General features: G+C 67.6%; 15 protein-coding genes. 11 read left to right on the top strand and 4 right to left on the bottom strand.

The genetic code is table 11. The features are described from left to right. Positions 1 to 7: 7 nt before the first annotated feature. The 3 genes from LDO13_RS04555 to glyA all read right to left on the bottom strand — a co-directional run bounded on the left by LDO13_RS04555 (position 8) and on the right by glyA (position 3,401). Positions 8 to 958: an ABC transporter ATP-binding protein gene (locus tag LDO13_RS04555; protein ID WP_224048874.1), complete on the bottom strand. Its 951-nt coding sequence runs from the start codon at positions 956 to 958 to the stop codon at positions 8 to 10. Between the two features lie 216 nt (positions 959 to 1,174). Beyond that, positions 1,175 to 2,074 carry a bifunctional methylenetetrahydrofolate dehydrogenase/methenyltetrahydrofolate cyclohydrolase gene (locus LDO13_RS04550; protein ID WP_224049662.1) on the bottom strand — a complete coding sequence of 300 codons (900 nt, stop codon included), beginning with the start codon at positions 2,072 to 2,074 and terminating at the stop codon, positions 1,175 to 1,177. 25 nt (positions 2,075 to 2,099) lie between these two features. Continuing rightward, the gene (gene glyA, locus LDO13_RS04545) at positions 2,100 to 3,401 is read right to left on the bottom strand and encodes a serine hydroxymethyltransferase (RefSeq protein ID WP_275960437.1); all 1,302 of its coding nucleotides are present in this window, start codon (positions 3,399 to 3,401) and stop codon (positions 2,100 to 2,102) included. Between the two features lie 329 nt (positions 3,402 to 3,730). On the opposite strand from glyA, the gene purU reads away from it, so the two are divergent. Beyond that, positions 3,731 to 4,591, top strand: coding sequence for a formyltetrahydrofolate deformylase (gene purU, locus LDO13_RS04540; protein WP_224048873.1), 861 nt, complete (start codon positions 3,731 to 3,733; stop codon positions 4,589 to 4,591). A gap of 40 nt (positions 4,592 to 4,631) precedes the next feature. Next, on the top strand, positions 4,632 to 5,045 hold the full coding sequence (locus tag LDO13_RS04535; protein WP_224048872.1) for a class I SAM-dependent methyltransferase: 414 nt from the start codon (positions 4,632 to 4,634) through the stop codon (positions 5,043 to 5,045). A 20-nt stretch (positions 5,046 to 5,065) separates the two neighbouring features. On the opposite strand, the gene LDO13_RS04530 is transcribed toward LDO13_RS04535, so the two are convergent. Further along, entirely contained in the window at positions 5,066 to 5,542 is a 477-nt protein-coding gene (locus LDO13_RS04530) for a DUF2231 domain-containing protein (RefSeq protein WP_224048871.1), read from the bottom strand. Between the two features lie 90 nt (positions 5,543 to 5,632). Between LDO13_RS04530 and LDO13_RS04525 the strand changes: the two genes are divergently transcribed. The 9 genes from LDO13_RS04525 to LDO13_RS04485 all read left to right on the top strand — a co-directional run bounded on the left by LDO13_RS04525 (position 5,633) and on the right by LDO13_RS04485 (position 16,723). Further along, positions 5,633 to 6,151 carry a gamma carbonic anhydrase family protein gene (locus LDO13_RS04525; RefSeq protein WP_224048870.1) on the top strand — a complete coding sequence of 173 codons (519 nt, stop codon included), beginning with the start codon at positions 5,633 to 5,635 and terminating at the stop codon, positions 6,149 to 6,151. 128 nt (positions 6,152 to 6,279) lie between these two features. Continuing rightward, positions 6,280 to 7,470: an ROK family transcriptional regulator gene (locus tag LDO13_RS04520; protein ID WP_224048869.1), complete on the top strand. Its 1,191-nt coding sequence runs from the start codon at positions 6,280 to 6,282 to the stop codon at positions 7,468 to 7,470. Positions 7,471 to 7,600: 130 nt separating this feature from the next. Then, positions 7,601 to 9,157: a multiple monosaccharide ABC transporter ATP-binding protein gene (mmsA, locus tag LDO13_RS04515; protein WP_224048868.1), complete on the top strand. Its 1,557-nt coding sequence runs from the start codon at positions 7,601 to 7,603 to the stop codon at positions 9,155 to 9,157. Between the two features lie 57 nt (positions 9,158 to 9,214). Further along, entirely contained in the window at positions 9,215 to 10,483 is a 1,269-nt protein-coding gene (mmsB, locus tag LDO13_RS04510; RefSeq protein WP_224048867.1) for a multiple monosaccharide ABC transporter permease, read from the top strand. A 60-nt stretch (positions 10,484 to 10,543) separates the two neighbouring features. Further along, positions 10,544 to 11,647, top strand: a complete 1,104-nt coding sequence (locus LDO13_RS04505; protein ID WP_224048866.1) for a sugar-binding protein — start codon at positions 10,544 to 10,546, stop codon at positions 11,645 to 11,647. Between the two features lie 186 nt (positions 11,648 to 11,833). Then, complete coding sequence (locus LDO13_RS04500; RefSeq protein WP_224048865.1) at positions 11,834 to 13,267, top strand: FtsX-like permease family protein; 1,434 nt, start codon at positions 11,834 to 11,836, stop codon at positions 13,265 to 13,267. 2 nt (positions 13,268 to 13,269) lie between these two features. Further along, the gene (locus LDO13_RS04495; protein ID WP_224048864.1) at positions 13,270 to 13,977 is read left to right on the top strand and encodes an ABC transporter ATP-binding protein; all 708 of its coding nucleotides are present in this window, start codon (positions 13,270 to 13,272) and stop codon (positions 13,975 to 13,977) included. A gap of 137 nt (positions 13,978 to 14,114) precedes the next feature. Then, positions 14,115 to 15,185, top strand: a complete 1,071-nt coding sequence (locus LDO13_RS04490) for a Gfo/Idh/MocA family oxidoreductase (RefSeq protein ID WP_224048863.1) — start codon at positions 14,115 to 14,117, stop codon at positions 15,183 to 15,185. Positions 15,186 to 16,135: 950 nt separating this feature from the next. Then, positions 16,136 to 16,723: a hypothetical protein gene (locus tag LDO13_RS04485; RefSeq protein ID WP_224049863.1), complete on the top strand. Its 588-nt coding sequence runs from the start codon at positions 16,136 to 16,138 to the stop codon at positions 16,721 to 16,723. The last annotated feature ends 430 nt before the right edge of the window (positions 16,724 to 17,153 follow it).

Genomic DNA, 17,153 nt, shown 5'->3' with positions numbered 1-17,153 from the left:
TGCTTTCTTAGTCAACGAGGCTCCTGCCCGTCAGGCGCAGGAAGACATCCTCGAGCGAGGACCGGCGCACCAGCGAGGTCACGGGTCGCAGTCCGCGGGCGGAGACCTCTTCGAGGGCGGCCTCGCCGTCGTGCGCGTAGATCAGGACGCGGTCCGGCAGGGTTTCCAGCCGTTCGCCGATGCCCTCAAGCTCGGTGCCGACCGTGGCGTTGCGTTCCGAGCCGAAGCGCAGTTCCAGGACTTCGCGGGTGGAGTACTCGCGGATCAGGCTTGCGGGCGAGCCCTCGGCCATGATCTTGCCCTTGTCCACCACGATCAGCCGGTCGCAGAGCTGCTCGGCCTCGTCCATGTAGTGGGTGGTCAGGATCAGGGTGACGCCCTGCTCCTTGAGCCGGAACAGCCGGTCCCAGAGGATATGGCGGGCCTGCGGGTCCAGCCCGGTGGTGGGTTCGTCCAGCAGCAGGATCCGGGGTTCGTTGATGAGGGAGCGCGCGATCGTGAGCCGGCGCTTCATGCCGCCCGAGAGCGCATCGACCTTGGATTTGGCCTTGTCCGTGAGCTGGGCGAACTCCAGCAGCTCATCGGCCTTGGGCTTGAGGTAGCTCATGGGCAGGCCGAAGTAGCGGCCGTAGACCAGCAGGTTGTCGCGGACCTTGAGTTCCTCATCCAGATTGTCCTGCTGCGGGACGACGCCCAGGTGCGCGCGGACTTCCGGCCCGTTCTGGTCGGGGTCCAGGCCCATGATGCTGAGGCTTCCGGAGGTCCGCTGGGACACCCCGCCGATCATCTTCATGGTGGTGGACTTGCCGGCGCCGTTGGGGCCGAGCAGACCAAACGCCTCGCCGGCGGGCACCGAGAAGGAGATGCCGTCGACGGCGACGACATGGCCGTAGCGTTTGGTCAGGTTTTCGGCAGTGATGACATACTGCGGAGCGCCGGTGGCGGAGGAGCTGCTCAATGGTGCGTCCTTTGAGGAGGCTTCCTTGGGTGGGGTTTGCTTCGAGACGAGTTCAGGCACCCGAACACGGTAATGGAAACGGCCGAACTATGAAAGAGTCTTTTCGTAAAAAATCCAGACGTTTGCCGTTCTGTTATCTCCACTGATTAAACGCCCCAGGGCGCCACCTCTTCGACGGAGGGGCGCCCTGGGGTTCAGATCGTTCAGTCTCCGGGACTAGGCGTGGCCCCCGGCGGCATGGCGTTCCGCGGTTTCCACCACGTTGGCCAGCAGCATGGCGCGGGTCATGGGGCCAACTCCCCCGGGGTTCGGGGAAAGCCAGGCGGCGACGTCGGCCGCGGCGGGGTCCACGTCCCCGGTGACCACGGCCTTGCCGGAGCCGTCGTCGACGCGGCTGACGCCGACGTCGAGCACAATCGCGCCCGGCTTGAGGTCCTCCGCCTTGATCATGTGCGGCTGGCCGGCCGCGGCGATCACGACGTCGGCCTGCCGGAGTTCGGCTGGCAGATCCACGGTGCCGGTGTGGGCGAGGATAACCGTGGCGTTGACGTCCTTGCGGGTCAGCAGCAGGCCCACGGGCCGGCCGATCGTCACGCCGCGGCCCACCACGAGAACACGTTTGCCCTTGAGGTCGATGCCGTGCCGGGTGAGCAGCTCCACGCAGCCCTTGGGCGTGCAGGGCAGCGGGGACTTCATGGGGCCGCTGACGTTGGCCACGAGCCGGCCGAGGTTCATCGGGTGCAGGCCGTCGGCGTCCTTTTCGGGATCCATGGCCTCCAGGATGACGTCCTGGTCGATGTGCGCCGGCAGCGGGAGCTGGACGATGTAGCCGGTGCACTCCGGGTTCTCGTTGAGCTCCCGGACCACGGCCAGGAGCTCCTCCTGCGTGGTGTCCTCCGGCAGGTCACGCCGGATGGACGTGATGCCCACCTCGGCGCAGTCCTTGTGCTTGCCGCCGACGTACCACGTACTGCCCGGGTCGGAGCCCACCAGGATGGTGCCCAGGCCCGGGACGATGCCCTTGGCTTTCAGGACGGCGACTCGTTCGGTCAGTTCCGCCTTGATCGTGGCGGCGGTGGCTTTGCCGTCAAGGATGCGGGCGGTGTTGGCGGGGATGCTGGTCGTCTCCGTCGTCATCCGTTCACCACTGCTCGTGCTGCGGGTACAGCGGGAAGTCAGCGGCGAGCTTGTCCACGCGGGACTGGAGCGCCTCAACGTCCGCGGCGGAGCCGGCCTTCAGCGCGGTGGCGATGATCTCCGCCACCTCGGTGAACTCCTCCGCGCCGAAGCCCCGGGTGGCCAGTGCCGGGGTGCCGATGCGCAGGCCGGAGGTGACCATCGGCGGGCGCGGGTCGAACGGAACGGCGTTGCGGTTGACCGTGATGCCCACCGAGTGCAGGAGGTCTTCGGCCTGCTGGCCGTCCAGCTGGGAGTTGCGCAGGTCCACCAGGACCAGGTGCACGTCGGTGCCGCCGGTGAGGACGGAGATACCGGCGTCGGACACATCGGCCTGGTTCAGGCGGTCGGCGATGATCCGGGCGCCTTCCAGGACGCGCTCCTGGCGTTCCTTGAATTCTGCCGTGCCGGCGATCTTGAACGCGACGGCCTTGGCGGCGATGACGTGCATCAGCGGGCCGCCCTGCTGGCCCGGGAAGACGTTGGAGTTGATCTTCTTGGCCCACTCCTGCTTCGCCAGGATCACGCCGGAGCGCGGCCCGGCGAGGGTCTTGTGCACCGTGGAGGTGACGACGTCGGAGTGTGGGACCGGGCTCGGGTGCAGCCCGGCGGCCACGAGGCCGGCGAAGTGCGCCATGTCGGTCCAGAGGAGGGCTCCGACCTCGTCGGCGATCGAGCGGAAGGCCGCGAAGTCGAGGTGGCGCGGGTAGGCGGACCAGCCGGCGATGATCACCTGGGGCTTCTCGGCGATGGCCTGCTCGCGCAGCTTGTCCATGTCGATGCGGAAGTTGTCCTCCTCGACCTGGTACGCGGCCACCTTGTAGAGCTTGCCGGAGAAGTTCAGCTTCATGCCGTGGGTCAGGTGGCCGCCATGGGCCAGGGACAGCCCGAGGATCTTGTCCCCCGGCGTGATCATGGCGGAGAGGGCCGCGGCGTTGGCCTGGGCGCCGGAGTGCGGCTGGACGTTGGCGTACTCGGCGCCGAACAGGCCCTTCACCCGGTCGATCGCGAGCTGCTCGGCGATGTCGACGTATTCGCAACCGCCGTAGTAGCGGCGGCCGGGGTAGCCCTCGGCGTACTTGTTGGTCAGGACCGAGCCCTGGGCTTCCATGACTGCGCGCGGGGCGAAGTTCTCGGAGGCGATCATTTCCAGGGTGCCGCGCTGGCGGCCTAGCTCCTGGGCCAGGACGGCGGCGATTTCGGGATCGAGGTCGGCCAGCGGCTGGTTGCTCACGGCGGCTGAAGAAAGGCTAAGGGAGGTGGTCACGGGGAACTCCTGGCTAGGCAACGGGCACTGCTTAAGGTCAGGTTACCGGCTGGCCCGCGGCGGCGCCCCTAAATTACGGCCCCGGATGATGGGGACGTGCCAAGGGAACGCACCCCGCTGGCGGGGTGCCGATGCGGGCCGGCAGCGATGTGCTGCCGACCGGAAAACATGACCCTCGGCCCAGGCGTACGATCCGTGGTCTTCGTGAATGCCGCTCCCTGGTGGTTAGCCACCCAACGCCAGTTGCGACCCGTCCAGACTACCCCAGAGCGGCGCCCGGCCCACAGCCGCGCGTCAGCCCCACCGCCGCCGCGGGTAGGCTATCCCCCGTGACTGACGACCAGCTGACTGCTTCCTATATCCTGACTCTCTCCTGCCCGGACCGCCCCGGAATCGTGCACGCCGTCGCCGGCGCCCTGCTCGTCGCGGGCTGCAATATTACGGACTCGCAGCAGTACGGCAGCCAGAGCACCGGCACCTTCTTTATGCGCGTCGAGGCCACGACGGCGGCTTCCCAGCTGGAGCTTCAGGCCGCACTCGAACCAGTGGCCCAGGCCTTCGGCATGCAGTGGAGCCTGAACCCGGCCGGCCGAAAGGTCCGCACGCTGCTGATGGCCAGCACCTCGGCGCACTGCCTCAATGACCTGCTGTTCCTGCAGCGCTCCGGAACGCTGCCGATCGAGATCCCGGCCATCGTATCCAACCACCGCGACCTCGCCGGTCTGGCCGAGTTCTATGGCATTCCCTTCCACCACATCCCGGTCACCCCGGCCACGAAGGTCAAGGCCGAGGATGAACTGCGCGCCCTGATGGCTGAGCACGACGTCGAACTCACTGTCCTGGCCCGCTACATGCAGATCATCTCCGACGAACTGTGCCAGGAGCTGACCGGCAAGGCCATCAACATCCACCACTCCTTCCTGCCCTCCTTCAAGGGCGCCAAGCCCTACCACCAGGCGCACGCACGCGGGGTGAAGCTCATCGGCGCCACGGCGCACTACGTGACAGCCGCCCTGGACGAGGGGCCGATCATCGAGCAGGAAGTGATCCGCGTGGACCACCGGCGCACGGCAGAGCAATTCGTCCAGATGGGCCGTGACGTGGAGGGCCGCACCCTGGCCCAGGCTGTTCAGTGGCATGCCGAGCACCGGGTCCTGCTGGACGGGAACCGGACGGTGGTCTTCAACTGACCCGGTTGTTTTCGGCTGGCCGCAGTCATTGAATAGTGGTATGGCGCTTTCTGCGGGAGACCCGCTCCCGGAATTCGTAGCCCTGCTCAAGGCCGAGGGGCGCAGGGGCGTGCTGGGCCTCGACTGCGGCCAGGGCGCGGACGGGCTGCGCTTTGTCCAATCCGGCATCCACTTCACCGGCGTCGACCCCTCCGAGGAGAACATCCATTCAGCGCGCGCCCGCGGGCTGGAAGCCTCGGTGGCGGGGGCCGGCTCCCTGCCGTTCGCCGACGCTGCCTTCCCCTCGGTCTGGGCGGTGGATGCCCTGGCGGGGCTGCCGCCGGAGGAATGGGACGACGTCGTCCGCGAACTCGGCCGGGTGGCGGCACCCGGCGCCCCGATCGCCGTCGTCCTTCCCGACCCCGACCCGGGCAGCGAAGGCGGGGGCTTCACCGTTCTGCGCTCCCCCGCCTGACCCCAACTAGCTAGATGGGCTCAGGGGCGGCGCTGGCTGCGCATGTAGCCGCCCAGGAACCCGCCCACGATCAGCAGGGCCCCGCCCGCGCGGGCCAGGTTCACGCCCAGCCGGTGGCGGTCCCGGGTCCGCGCGGCCCACGACGCTAGGGAGATGAGCGTGGCGGTGAGGTTGGCGGCGGCATGGACGACGCCGATGCGCCGGGTGCCGCGGTCCGCACGGGCCCATTCGGCCCAGCCGCTGATTCCGGTGGGAGCCGCAGCGACGACGCCGAGGGCCACCAGCCGCGTTGCCGCCCGATGGGTGCCGGCATCGGGGAACAGGTCCAGGAAGATCGCCATGAACCAGGCGCCGAACGGCACATCCGTGGCGATGCCGTGCAGCGGGATGCCGGTGGCGTCGCCGCGGAAGAAGCTCCGCAGCCGGGGGTCGGCCACGAGTTTGCCCGCAAGCGGCTCGGCTGCCCGGACGGCCGGGTCGAGGCGGTCCGCTCCCACCCAACTAACTCGCAGCAGGGGCCGTTATGAGGGCTCATAACGGCCCCTGCTGCCAGCTACTTGGGCCGCGACGTGTCCTAGGCTGGAGGAATGGCTCCCATTTACGCATTTGCCGGCGACACGCCGGCCGTCCACGAATCCGCCTTCGTCGCGCCGAGCGCCTCGGTGATTGGCAAGGCAACGCTCGCCGAGGACTCCAGCGCCTTCTACGGCGTCTCCGTCCGGGCTGACACCGCCCCGATCAGCGTCGGCGCCGGCACCAACCTCCAGGACAACGTGGTCCTGCATGCGGACCCGGGCTTCCCCTGCAGTGTCGGCGCCCGGGTCAGCGTCGGCCACAGCGCCGTCGTGCATGGCTGTACGGTCGAGGACGACTGCCTCATCGGCATGAGCGCCACCATCCTCAACGGCGCCGTCATCGGCGCCGGTTCCCTCATCGCGGCAGGCGCCGTGGTGCTGGAAGGAACCGTCATCCCGCCCCGCTCGCTCGTCGCCGGGGTGCCGGCCAAGGTCCGCCGCGAACTCAGCGACGAGGAGTTCGCCGGGGTCCAGCAGAACGCTGCCCACTACCGGGAACTGGCCCGGGCGCACCGGGAACTGCACGCCTGACACCCCGGCGCCAAGGTCCAACGGGCGACGGCGGCACCCCGCAGCCGGGGCGCCGCCGGAAGCGACACGCGTGCAACAGTTGCGTTAACTTCTTGACTACAAGCGCCTGATGCGGGACGCTTCATTCCATGCCCTCACCAACGCGCTCAACGAGGAGCCGAACCAAAAACCCCGGATCACAATCCGCCCTGCGGCATCTGAACCAGCAGCGGATCATTGAATGCCTTCTCGCCGGGCCTTCCACGCAGGCGGAACTCGCACGGCAGACCGGCCTGTCCACGGCGACGATTTCGAACATCGTCAAGATCATGCAGGACGCCGGCCTGGCGTCCACCGAACCGATAACCAGCTCGGGCCGGCGGGCCCTTAACGTCCGACTCAACAGCAACGGGGCCGTCGCAGTCGGAATCGACTTCGGCCGCCGGCACCTGCGCGTCGTCCTGGCCTCGCTGAGCTATCACGTCATTGCCGAGGAATCGGTGCTCCTCCCGCTGGGCCACCACGCCGAGGAGGGCATCACGGCCGCCGTCGGACTGCTGGACCGGCTCCTGGCCAGCAGCGGAGTGGAACGCAGCGCCGTGGTGGGCGCCGGCGTCGGCATCCCCGGCCCCATCGACCGCCGCACCGGCACCGTGGCGCAGGGCGCCATCCTGCCCGAATGGGTGGGCATCAACATCCTCAAACGCCTCGAGGAAGCCTTGGACCTCCCCGTTTTCGTCGACAACGACGCCAATCTGGGCGCCCTCTCCGAGGTCACCTGGGGACCCCACACCGGCATAAGCAACCTGATGTTCCTCAAGATCGGGTCTGGCATCGGCGCGGGGCTGATCCTGAATGGCATGCCCTACTACGGCAACGTGGGAATCACCGGCGAAATCGGCCATGCCACGATCCATGAACACGGCCTGGTCTGCCGCTGCGGGAACCGGGGATGCCTGGAAACCATCGCCTCGACCACCACCATGATCGAGCTCCTGGGCCGCGGAGAGGACGCCCCGCTGACCCCGGAGGACATCGTCCGCAAGGCCCTCGCCCGGGACTCCGCAACACTGCGCGTCGTGGACGACGCCGGACTCGCCGTCGGCCGCGCCCTGGGCAACGTGGCCAACCTGATCAACCCGGAAGTGATCGTCGTCGGGGGCCCCCTCGCGGGACTTGGCGAGCTGCTGCTGGATCCGATCAGGCGGGGCCTGGTCCGGCACGCAGTGCCCGTTATCGGCGAGACGACGACGCTCACCATGTCGTCGCTGGGCGACCGCGCCGAGGCCCTCGGAGCCACCGCACTGGTGTTCCAGCACGCGGGAATCCGGCGGAACTGAGTTTTCGTTATCGGGCCGTTGCGTTAAAGACTTGACGACAAGGCCTGTGATCCAGTTTACTTTTCCATCAGACGGCCCTGCGGTTTGCAGGGGCGGACAACGAAGTCATGCATTGGAGGCGTAAGGGCAGATGACGTCCCTCAACACGCACAGCGATCCGGTAATTCTCGAGATGCGCTCCATCACCAAAGAGTTCCCCGGCGTTAAAGCTTTGGCCGAGGTGAACCTGCGGGTGAAGGCCGGTGAGATCCACGCCATTTGCGGTGAAAACGGCGCAGGCAAGTCCACCCTCATGAAGGTGCTTTCCGGGGTTTACCCGTTCGGCAGCTACGACGGCGACATCGTCTACCAGAGCGAAGTCCAGCAGTTCAAGGACATCCGGGCCAGCGAGCACGCCGGCATCGTGATCATCCACCAGGAGCTCGCGCTGATTCCCGAGCTGTCCATCATGGAAAACATCTTCCTGGGCAACGAGCCCACCAAGCGCGGGGTGATCGACTGGGCCGAGGCCCGGACCCGCTCCACCGAGCTGCTCGCCCGGGTGGGGCTCCGGGAGGACCCGGAAACCCCGATCAAGGAAATCGGCGTCGGCAAGCAGCAGCTGGTGGAGATCGCCAAGGCCCTGAACAAGTCGGTGAAGCTCCTCATCCTCGACGAGCCCACGGCGGCGCTGAACGAGTCCGACTCCCAGCACCTGCTGGACCTGATGCTGGGCCTGAAGGGCCGCGGCATCACGTCGATCATCATTTCCCACAAGCTGAACGAGATCGAGCAGATCGCGGATTCCATCACCATCATCCGCGACGGCAAATCGATCGAGACGCTGGACGTCAAGGCCGACGGCGTCGACGAGGACCGCATCATCAAGGGCATGGTGGGCCGGACCCTCGAGTCCCGCTTCCCGGACCATGAGCCGAAGATCGGCGAGGTTTTCTTCGAGGTGAAGAACTGGAACGTGGGCCACCCGCAGGTCCAGGACCGTATGGTCTGCAAGAACTCCAGCTTCTTCGTCCGCCGGGGCGAGATCGTCGGTTTCGCCGGGTTGATGGGTGCCGGGCGCACCGAGCTTGCCCGCTCGGTCTTTGGCCGGTCCTACGGTCGCTTCCTCTCCGGACATGTGTACGTGGACGGCAAGGAAGTCGAACTCAAGACCGTCCGCCAGGCGATCGACGCGGGACTGGGCTACGTCACCGAGGACCGCAAGTCTCTGGGGCTGAACCTGCTGGACGACATCAAGGAAACCACGGTCTCTGCCAACCTGCGCAAGGTCAGCAAACGCAACGTCATTGACGCCAACAAGGTGTTCACCGTCGCCGAGCAGTACCGCAAGTCGTTGCGGACGAAGGCGCCCTCCGTGGAGGAGGGGGTGGCCAAACTTTCCGGCGGTAACCAACAGAAGGTGGTGCTCGCGAAATGGATGTTCACCGACCCCGAGCTGCTGATCCTCGACGAGCCCACCCGCGGGATCGACGTCGGCGCCAAGTACGAGATTTACGGCATCATCCAGCAGCTGGCCAACCAGGGCAAAGGCGTGATTGTGATCTCCTCGGAGCTGCCCGAGCTGCTGGGCCTCTCGGACCGGATCTACACCATTTTCGAAGGCGCCATCACCGGTGTGGTCAACAAGGACGAAGCCAGCCAGGAAAACCTCATGAAACTCATGACCTCCGCCCGCAAGACCGCCTGACCGCCGTGGCCAACCGCTCCGCACACTCCGAACACTCCGGAAACAAGGACTGAAACAATGAACGCGCTCAAGAAGCTCTTTGGCGGCAACACCCGCCAATTCGGCATGATCTTCGCCCTGGTGGCGCTGATCATCTTCTTCCAGATTGCCACCGATGGCCGCACGCTCACCCCGGGCAACGTCATCAACCTCTTCAACGGCAACTCCTACATCCTGATCCTCGCCATCGGTATGGTCCTGGTGATCATCGCCGGCCACATCGACCTCTCCGTCGGTTCGGTCGCGGCGTTCGTGGGCGTCTGCGTGGCCCTCTTCATCCGTGACTGGGGCATCCCCTGGTACCTCGGCATCCTGATGGGGCTCGGACTCGGCGTCCTGATCGGTGCCTGGCAAGGATTCTGGACGGCCTACGTCGGCATCCCGGCGTTCATCGTCACCCTCTCCGGCATGCTGATCTTCCGCGGCGCCAACCAGTACGTCGGCAAGTCCAACACCATCCCGGTCCCCGGAGACTTCCAGAAAATCGGCTCCGGCTACCTCCCCGAAATCGGACCGAGCACCGGCTACAACAACCTCACCCTGCTGCTGGGCCTGGCCGCCGTCGCGTTCGTGATCTTCAGCGAGATCCGCTCCCGCCGCAACGCCAAAGCCCTCGGCGCCGAGGTCCCCGAAGCCTGGGTCAGCATCACCAAAATGGTCCTGATCAACGGCGCGATCCTCTACGCCACCTACCTGTTCGCGACCGGCCGGCCGGGCACGTCCTTCCCGATCCCGGGCCTGATCCTGGCAGCCCTCGTCATCATCTACGGGTTCATCTCCTCCAAGACCGTCATCGGCCGCCACATCTACGCCGTCGGCGGCAACCGGCACGCCGCAGAACTCTCCGGCGTCCAGTCCAAGAAGGTCAACTTCCTGGTCATGATGAACATGTCGGTCCTCGCCGGCCTCGCCGGCATGATTTTCGTCGGCCGTTCCACCGCCTCCGGCCCGTTCGACGGCGTCGGCTGGGAACTGGACGCCATCGCAGCCGTATTCATCGGCGGCGCCGCAGTGACTGGCGGCGTCGGCACCGTGATCGGCTCGATCGTCGGCGGCCTGGTCATGGCCGTCCTGAACAACGGCCTGCAGCTCCTCGGCGTCGGCGCCGACCTGACCCAGATCATCAAGGGCCTCGTGCTCCTGATCGCCGTCGCGTTCGATGTTTACAACAAGTCCCAGGGCAAGAAATCCATCATCGGCATGCTGATGAAGAACTTCGGCCGCAGCAGCGAAATCAAGGCCGATGAGACCACCTCCACCAAAGAGGTCATCTCAAGGGGCATTTGATCCGCGCCCTGGACAGCTCGACAATTCTCCGCACACCATCTAAAGAAAGTGAACCAAACAATGCGACTGATTGGTAAAGCAGGAAAGGCAGCAGCAATCGCTGCTATTGCGGCACTGGCGCTGACAGCCTGCGGCCGCACGGACTCCGGGACCTCCGGCGGTTCCACGACGGGCGGGGAAGCGTTCCCCAAAGATTCCCTGATCGGCGTCGCGCTCCCCCAGAAGACCAGCGAAAACTGGGTACTGGCGGAGACGCTCTTCAACGACGGCCTGAAGAATGCCGGCTTCAAGCCGGATGTGCAGTTCGCCAACGGCGGCGTTTCGGAACAGCAGAACCAGATCAGTGCCATGATCACCAAGGGCGCCAAGGTGATCATCGTCGGCGCCATCGACGGTGCGCAGCTGGGTACCCAGCTCCAGCAGGCCAAGGAGTCCGGCGCTACGATCATCGCGTATGACCGTCTGCTGCTGAACACCCAGAACGTGGACTACTACGTGGCCTACGACAACTTCAAGGTCGGTGAACTCCAGGGCCAGGCGCTGCTGGAGGGCATGAAGGCCAAGAAGCCTGAGGGCCCGTACAACATCGAGCTCTTCGCCGGTTCCCCCGATGATGCCAACGCGAAGGTCTTCTTCGACGGCGCCATGAGCGTCCTGAAGCCGAAGATCGACGACGGTACCCTCAAGGTGCTGTCCGGCCAGACGAGCTTCGAGCAGGCCGTTACGCAGGGCTGGAAGGCAGAGAACGCCCAGCGGCGTATGGACACCCTGCTCGCCGGGACCTACGGCAGTGCACCGCTCGACGGCGTGCTGTCCCCGAACGACACGCTGGCCCGCGCGATCATCACCTCGGTCAAGGCTGCCGGCAAGCCCATTCCGGTGGTTACGGGCCAGGACTCCGAAGTTGAGTCCGTAAAGTCCATCATGGCCGGAGAGCAGTACTCCACCATCAACAAGGACACCAGCAAGCTCGTCGAGCATGCCATCACCATGGTCAAGGACCTCCAGGCCGGCAAGACGCCTGAGATCAACGATGACAAGTCATACAACAACACCGTCAAGGTGGTTCCGGCATACCTGCTGGAGCCCGTCATCGTGACCAAGGAAAACGTCAACACGGCCTACGTCAACGATCCGGTACTCGGACCGCTCACCAAGCAGTAGTTCGTTCACTGCATCACGAGAGCCCCGGCTCCGCCTCCTGGCGGGCCGGGGCTTTTTGCTGCCCCGGTTTTCCCCGGGCGCTCACAGCGGATCCATAGCTCCGGAAGGCGGTCCGCACAGCAGCCCGTACCAGTGTGGGATCAGCCGCCGGCCGATTCCGGCCGGCCTGAGATCCCTAGGAGTCACGTGAGCGTCCTTGCCCGGAGTGTAGGCAACGCCTTTCGAAACAAGGTCCGAACAGCGGCAGTGGTGGCGGTGCTGGCCGTGGCCATCTGCCTGGCGCTTGCCATGCTGGTAGCCAACCAGGCCGTAGCGGGGAAGGTCGCCGAGCTGAACGCCTCGGTGGGCACCGTGCTGACGGTGAATCCCTCCGGCGGCCAGGGCTTCGAAGGCGGCGGCGAGCCGCTGACCGCGGAACAGGCCACGACGGCGGCCGCCGTGCCGAACGTGAGCACAGTCGTCGGCACCAAGGCGCTGCGGCTGCGCAACGCCGACGCGGCTGCAGCCCAGGCGGGCGGGCAGGGAGGTCCAGGCAGCCAGGGAGGGCCGGGCGGCCAGTCCGCCACCACCGTGACCACCAGCCTCACCGCCGCCGTCGACGCCGGGACACTCGGCACGCGCAACCAGGCGGCCACCGGCAGCACGGGATCCGGCGCGGCGCCGTCGTTCTCCCTGCCGATCACGGCCACCGGCGTCGGCGCCGAGGTGGACACCACGGGCAAGGCCCTGGCGCTGACGAAGGGCACCGGACTGGGCGACTACACCGCCGGCTCCACCGGCGCCCTGCTGGGCACCACCCTCGCCGAAAAGAACGGCCTCGATGTCGGCTCCACGTTCACCATCCAGGACCAGAGCTTCACCGTGGCGGGCCTGTTCGACGCCGGAACGGCCTTCGGCAACAACGCCCTGTACCTCACGCTTCCCGCGGCCCAGGCACTCGCGGAACTCCCCGGGGAACTGTCCACGATGATCGTCACCGTCGATTCCATGGAAAACGTCGACGCCGCCAAGGCGGCGCTGCAGGCTGCGCTCGGTACCGACACGGCTGACGTCAGCCAGGGCCAGCGGAACCTGGAGACGGCGGTCAGTTCGCTCGGAAGCGTCAAGAACATCTCCTTCATTGGGTTCGTGGCGGCGCTGGCCACCGCGGGCCTGATCATCCTCCTGATCATGGTCATGCTGGTCCGCGAGCGCCGCCGGGAAATCGGTGTGCTGAAGGCGATCGGCGCCCGGAACCGCACCATCGGCCTGCAGTTCGTGCTGGAGGCGCTGGTGCTCGTGGCCCTGGGCAGTGCGGTGGGTGCCGCCGTCGCGTCCTTTGCCAGCGGCGGCATCGCCTCCGCGCTCATCAGCTCCAACACCGCCACCGCCGCCACCACCACCGTGGCAGGCCAGCGCGGGGTCCCCGGCGCCGGTTTGGCCGGCGGCTTCCCCGGCGCTCCTGGCGGGAACCCGCTCGGCGGGGCCAGCCAGCTGCTGACGTCCGTCACGGCGAGCGCCTCCCCCGGCGTGATTGCCGCCGGGATCGCCGCGGTGTTCGGCGTCGCCATCGTCGGGGCCCTGGTTCCGGCCCTCCTCACCGCCCGCATCCGTCCCATCGAAGTCCTCCGAGGAGAGTAGCCATGATCGAAGTCAAGAACCTGGTCCGCACGTTCAAGTCCGGCGACCGCACCATCAAGCCCGTCAACGATGTCAGCTTCGAGCTCGAGCAGGGCACCCTCGCCTCGATCGTCGGCAAGAGCGGCAGCGGCAAAAGCACCCTCTTGTCCCTCCTTGGCGCCCTCGACAAGCCGACCAGCGGCGACGTCCTCGTCAATGGCGTGAGCCTGGCCAGCATGCCGGACAGCAGACTCACCGAATACCGCCGGCGGGACATCGGCTTCGTGTTCCAGCAGTTCAACCTGATCCCCAACCTGTCGGCGGTGGACAACGTGATGCTGCCCATGGAGTTCGCCGGGATCCGGAAGGCGGCCCGCCAGGAGCGTGCACGGGGGCTGCTGCAGCAGGTACAGCTCGATCCGGACAAGCATGGGCGGCGCATCAACCGGCTCTCCGGCGGCGAGCAGCAACGGGTGGCCATCGCCCGCGCACTGGCAAACTCCCCGAAGCTGATCCTCGCGGACGAGCCGACGGGCAACCTGGATGAACAGACCGGAGAGCACATCATCGAGCTCCTCAGTTCGCTGAGCCGGGACCACAACACCACCATCCTTGTGGTCACCCACGACCGTTCGCTGGCCAACAAGACCGACCGGCGGTTCCGGCTCCAGCAGGGCCGGCTGACGGAGGAGCCCGCGCGCAGCCGGGTCACGGCAGGATCCCCCGCCTGACGCCCGGCCCACAGACGCCGCGGAAGCCGGGGGCTCCCCCTCAACCCGCCCCCAGCTTCCGCGGCAACCGCGCCGGCGCTCCCGCAGCTTCGGCGCGGTCACGGGGGGCCACTCTCCCCGGGTGAGAAGATGACTCCATGACCGCCCTCATCGCCAAGCCCTGGTTGTCCAGCCAAGCGGACCCCGATCCGCGCACTGCTACCGGCGCCAGGCTGCGCTGGGGGGTCATCGCCACGGGAGGCATTGCGGCGTCCGTGACCCGCGATCTGGAACTCCTGGCCGACGCCGAGCTCTATGCGGTCAGTTCACGCACGCAGGCGGCGGCGGATGCCTTCGCCGCCGATTTCGGCTTCGCCCGGGCCTTCGGGGACCAGAACGGGCAGACCGGGTATGACCGGCTGCTCGCCAACGACGCAGTCGACGTCGTATACGTGGCAACACCGCACGCCCATCACCACGAAATCGCGATGGCGGCCCTCACCGCGGGCAAGCATGTCCTCTGCGAAAAGGCACTCACCGTGAACGCCCGGGAAGCCTCCGAACTGGTGTCGCTGGCGCGTGCCAAGGGCCTCTTCCTGATGGAAGCCATGTGGAGCCGCTTCCTGCCGGGCATGCAAAGGGCCTTCGAGATCGCCGCCTCCGGCGAAATCGGGGAGGTCAAGTGGGTAGGGGCGGACCTGGGCTTCCCCGCACCGTACTCGCCCGCCTCGCGCCTCTGGGCACCGAAGGATGGCGGCGGCGCGCTGCTGGACCTGACCGTCTACCCGCTGCTTTGGGCCCTGGGCACCCTGGGCTTTCCGCAGACCGTCAGTGCCACCGGCTGGCTGAACGACGACGGCGTCGACGCCCAGAACGCGCTGACCCTCGGCTACCACCACGGCGCCCAGGCCCAGTTGACGTCCTCCCTGCTGGCGCACGGCCCCCGGACCGCCACCGTGGCCGGCAGCCACGGCTTCCTGCAGTCCATCGGCTCGATTAACAACCCCAAGGAGCTCCGCGTGCAGGTCGGCTTCGACGGGCCCCGCAGCGAGTCTTTCGACGTCGTCGGGCGCGGCTACACCTATGAACTGCGCGAAGTGACCCGCTGCATCCAGCATGGACTCACCGAAAGCCCCGTCATGCCGCTCGAGGACTCCCTCAACACCATGCGGCTGTTCGACGGGGTGCGCGCCCAACTGGGAGTGAGCTACCCGAACGACGCCCGCTGACGGTGTTTTTGGGACGCCTGAAACGTCAAGTTACCTTTGACTCTGGACTCGCCCCAGCGCGCGGACTTACCCTATAGGCAACCGTCGAGCAATCGGGGAAATGGGGTGTGCGCGTGGACCCAGCATCAGTCCCCTTGCGCGCGCGCCGCGCACTCCGGAGGGTGTTTCTGGGCGGCGTCGCCGGAATCGCCTGGCTGGCGATCTCAACGACCGCAGCCGTGGCTGACAACCCAGCTTCTCCCCCACCGACGTCAGGCGGCTCGACCGCGATCATGAGGCTCACCGCGCTGTTTCCTTCGGAAGAAGCGGTTCCGGTGCCGGCGGTTTCGGCGGCAGCGGCCGAAGCCATGCCCGTGCCCAGGGGAACGCCCTGGGCCGCCGTTCCTGTGCCCCCCGGGGACCCTGCGCCGCCCCCGTCCGCCCCGGAGCCTCCGGTGCCGTCCGAGCCCCCTGCCCCCGCGCCCGCGCCGGACCCCGCACCTGCCCCTGCACCGGCCCCCGCTCCGGACCCTGCACCGGCCCCCGCACCGCCCCCGGCCGCTGCACCGGCGCCGGCTCCGGCTCCGGACCCTGCACCGGCCCCCGCACCGCCCCCGGCGGCCCCTGCACCGGCACCGGCCCCGGTTCCGGACCCTGCACCTGCCCCCGACCCCGCACCGGCCCCCGCCCCGGCGCCCTCTCCCGAGCCCACTGCGGTGCCGACTACCCCGCCCGCGGAGGAGCCCGCGCCGGACCCGGCGCCGACACCGACTCCAACCCCGATCGGTTCCGGTCCGACCCCGTCGCCGGCCCCGGACCCGGAGGTGACGTACCCGGCTCCCGCACCGGATCCAGTCGCGACTCCCGATCCAACTCCTCCGGCGACCGCACCGGCCCCGGATCCCACACTGCCGGCCACGGATCCAACGCCCCCGGCTGATGCCCCGGTGCCGGATCCCACGATCCCGGCAGTGACGGACCCCGTGCCGGCAGAACCCGTTACGGTCCCGGCACCGTCGGGTGGTCCCACGGGTCTGGAGTCGGAGCCCCTGGACGTTGTGCTCCCTGCTCCTCCCGATCCCGCTCCCCCTGACACCGCCGTCGTGCCCCCGGGATCCGAAGCCCCTGCCGACTGCCTGGTCAGCTACGAAGCCGTGCCCGCCCTGCAGGAGGCAACATCGACGCCCAGCTACGGGGCCTATGGAAGTGCCCTGTACCTCCCGGCGCTGAAGGACGACACCCGCCTCAGCGGGGACGGCCAGCACTCCAGCGCGCCTCCGGAAGGCTCTGCCTCCGGAAGCACCGCGCCCCCGGCACCTGGCAACGACCGCCCGGGCCCGTGGCCCCAGGGGACAGGTCTGCCCGCTCCCAATGCGCTGCCCGCCGCCCCCGGCTCCGGTTCCGGAACGACGCTCTCGTCCGGTGGTCCCGGAAGTGCAGCTGCCTGGCTTCCCAGCCAGTACCTGGTGATTCCCACGGCCGGCGCGGAACCAATCCGCGGCCCGCTTCAGCACGTCCACTCAGCCGTCGCCGCTGACCCCGGTTCATCTCCTGACTAGTTAGCCGTCTCTGCCTCCACAGAGCACGGCCAACCGGGCTGCCTTTGAGCGCCCGCCAACAGTCATTCAGGAGACCCCCGATGGACGCCACCGTCCGCTGCCGGTATTCCGGCACCCCTTTTTCCTCATTCGTTGCTTCGGCCGCGGGACCGACGTCGTCGGCGCCCGTGGTGCTGCCCGCCGCGCCAGGCGCACCCGAAGGACCAAAGGCGCGCCGTAAACCCTCACCGCACTACAGGGAACGCCCGCCCTAAGACGCCCCGCCTCCGCGAGGTCTCGTGAGGCCGGAGCGAAGTCGTTGGGTCCGCTGGGGGACTCAACGACCTCTCAAGCTCCGGCAGAGCATTCCGTCGTTGGGTCCGCTGGGGGACTCAACGGCAACAGGCTCCGGCAGAGCATTCCGTCGTTGGGTCCGCTGGGGGACCCAACG

Origin of the sequence: Arthrobacter sp. NicSoilB4, assembly GCF_019977335.1 — a bacterium.
GTDB lineage: Bacteria > Actinomycetota > Actinomycetes > Actinomycetales > Micrococcaceae > Arthrobacter.
Note: the sequence above shows the minus strand (reverse complement) of the source record. Positions and strands in the feature narration are given on the sequence as shown.

Coding starts and splice junctions, on each gene's coding strand:
- LDO13_RS04525 (WP_224048870.1), top strand. CDS start 5,633: ATGGCTCCCATTTACGCATTTGCCGGCGACACGCCGGCCGTCCACGAA.
- LDO13_RS04495 (WP_224048864.1), top strand. CDS start 13,270: ATGATCGAAGTCAAGAACCTGGTCCGCACGTTCAAGTCCGGCGACCGC.
- LDO13_RS04505 (WP_224048866.1), top strand. CDS start 10,544: ATGCGACTGATTGGTAAAGCAGGAAAGGCAGCAGCAATCGCTGCTATT.
- mmsB (WP_224048867.1), top strand. CDS start 9,215: ATGAACGCGCTCAAGAAGCTCTTTGGCGGCAACACCCGCCAATTCGGC.
- mmsA (WP_224048868.1), top strand. CDS start 7,601: ATGACGTCCCTCAACACGCACAGCGATCCGGTAATTCTCGAGATGCGC.
- LDO13_RS04520 (WP_224048869.1), top strand. CDS start 6,280: ATGCCCTCACCAACGCGCTCAACGAGGAGCCGAACCAAAAACCCCGGA.
- LDO13_RS04535 (WP_224048872.1), top strand. CDS start 4,632: ATGGCGCTTTCTGCGGGAGACCCGCTCCCGGAATTCGTAGCCCTGCTC.
- LDO13_RS04490 (WP_224048863.1), top strand. CDS start 14,115: ATGACCGCCCTCATCGCCAAGCCCTGGTTGTCCAGCCAAGCGGACCCC.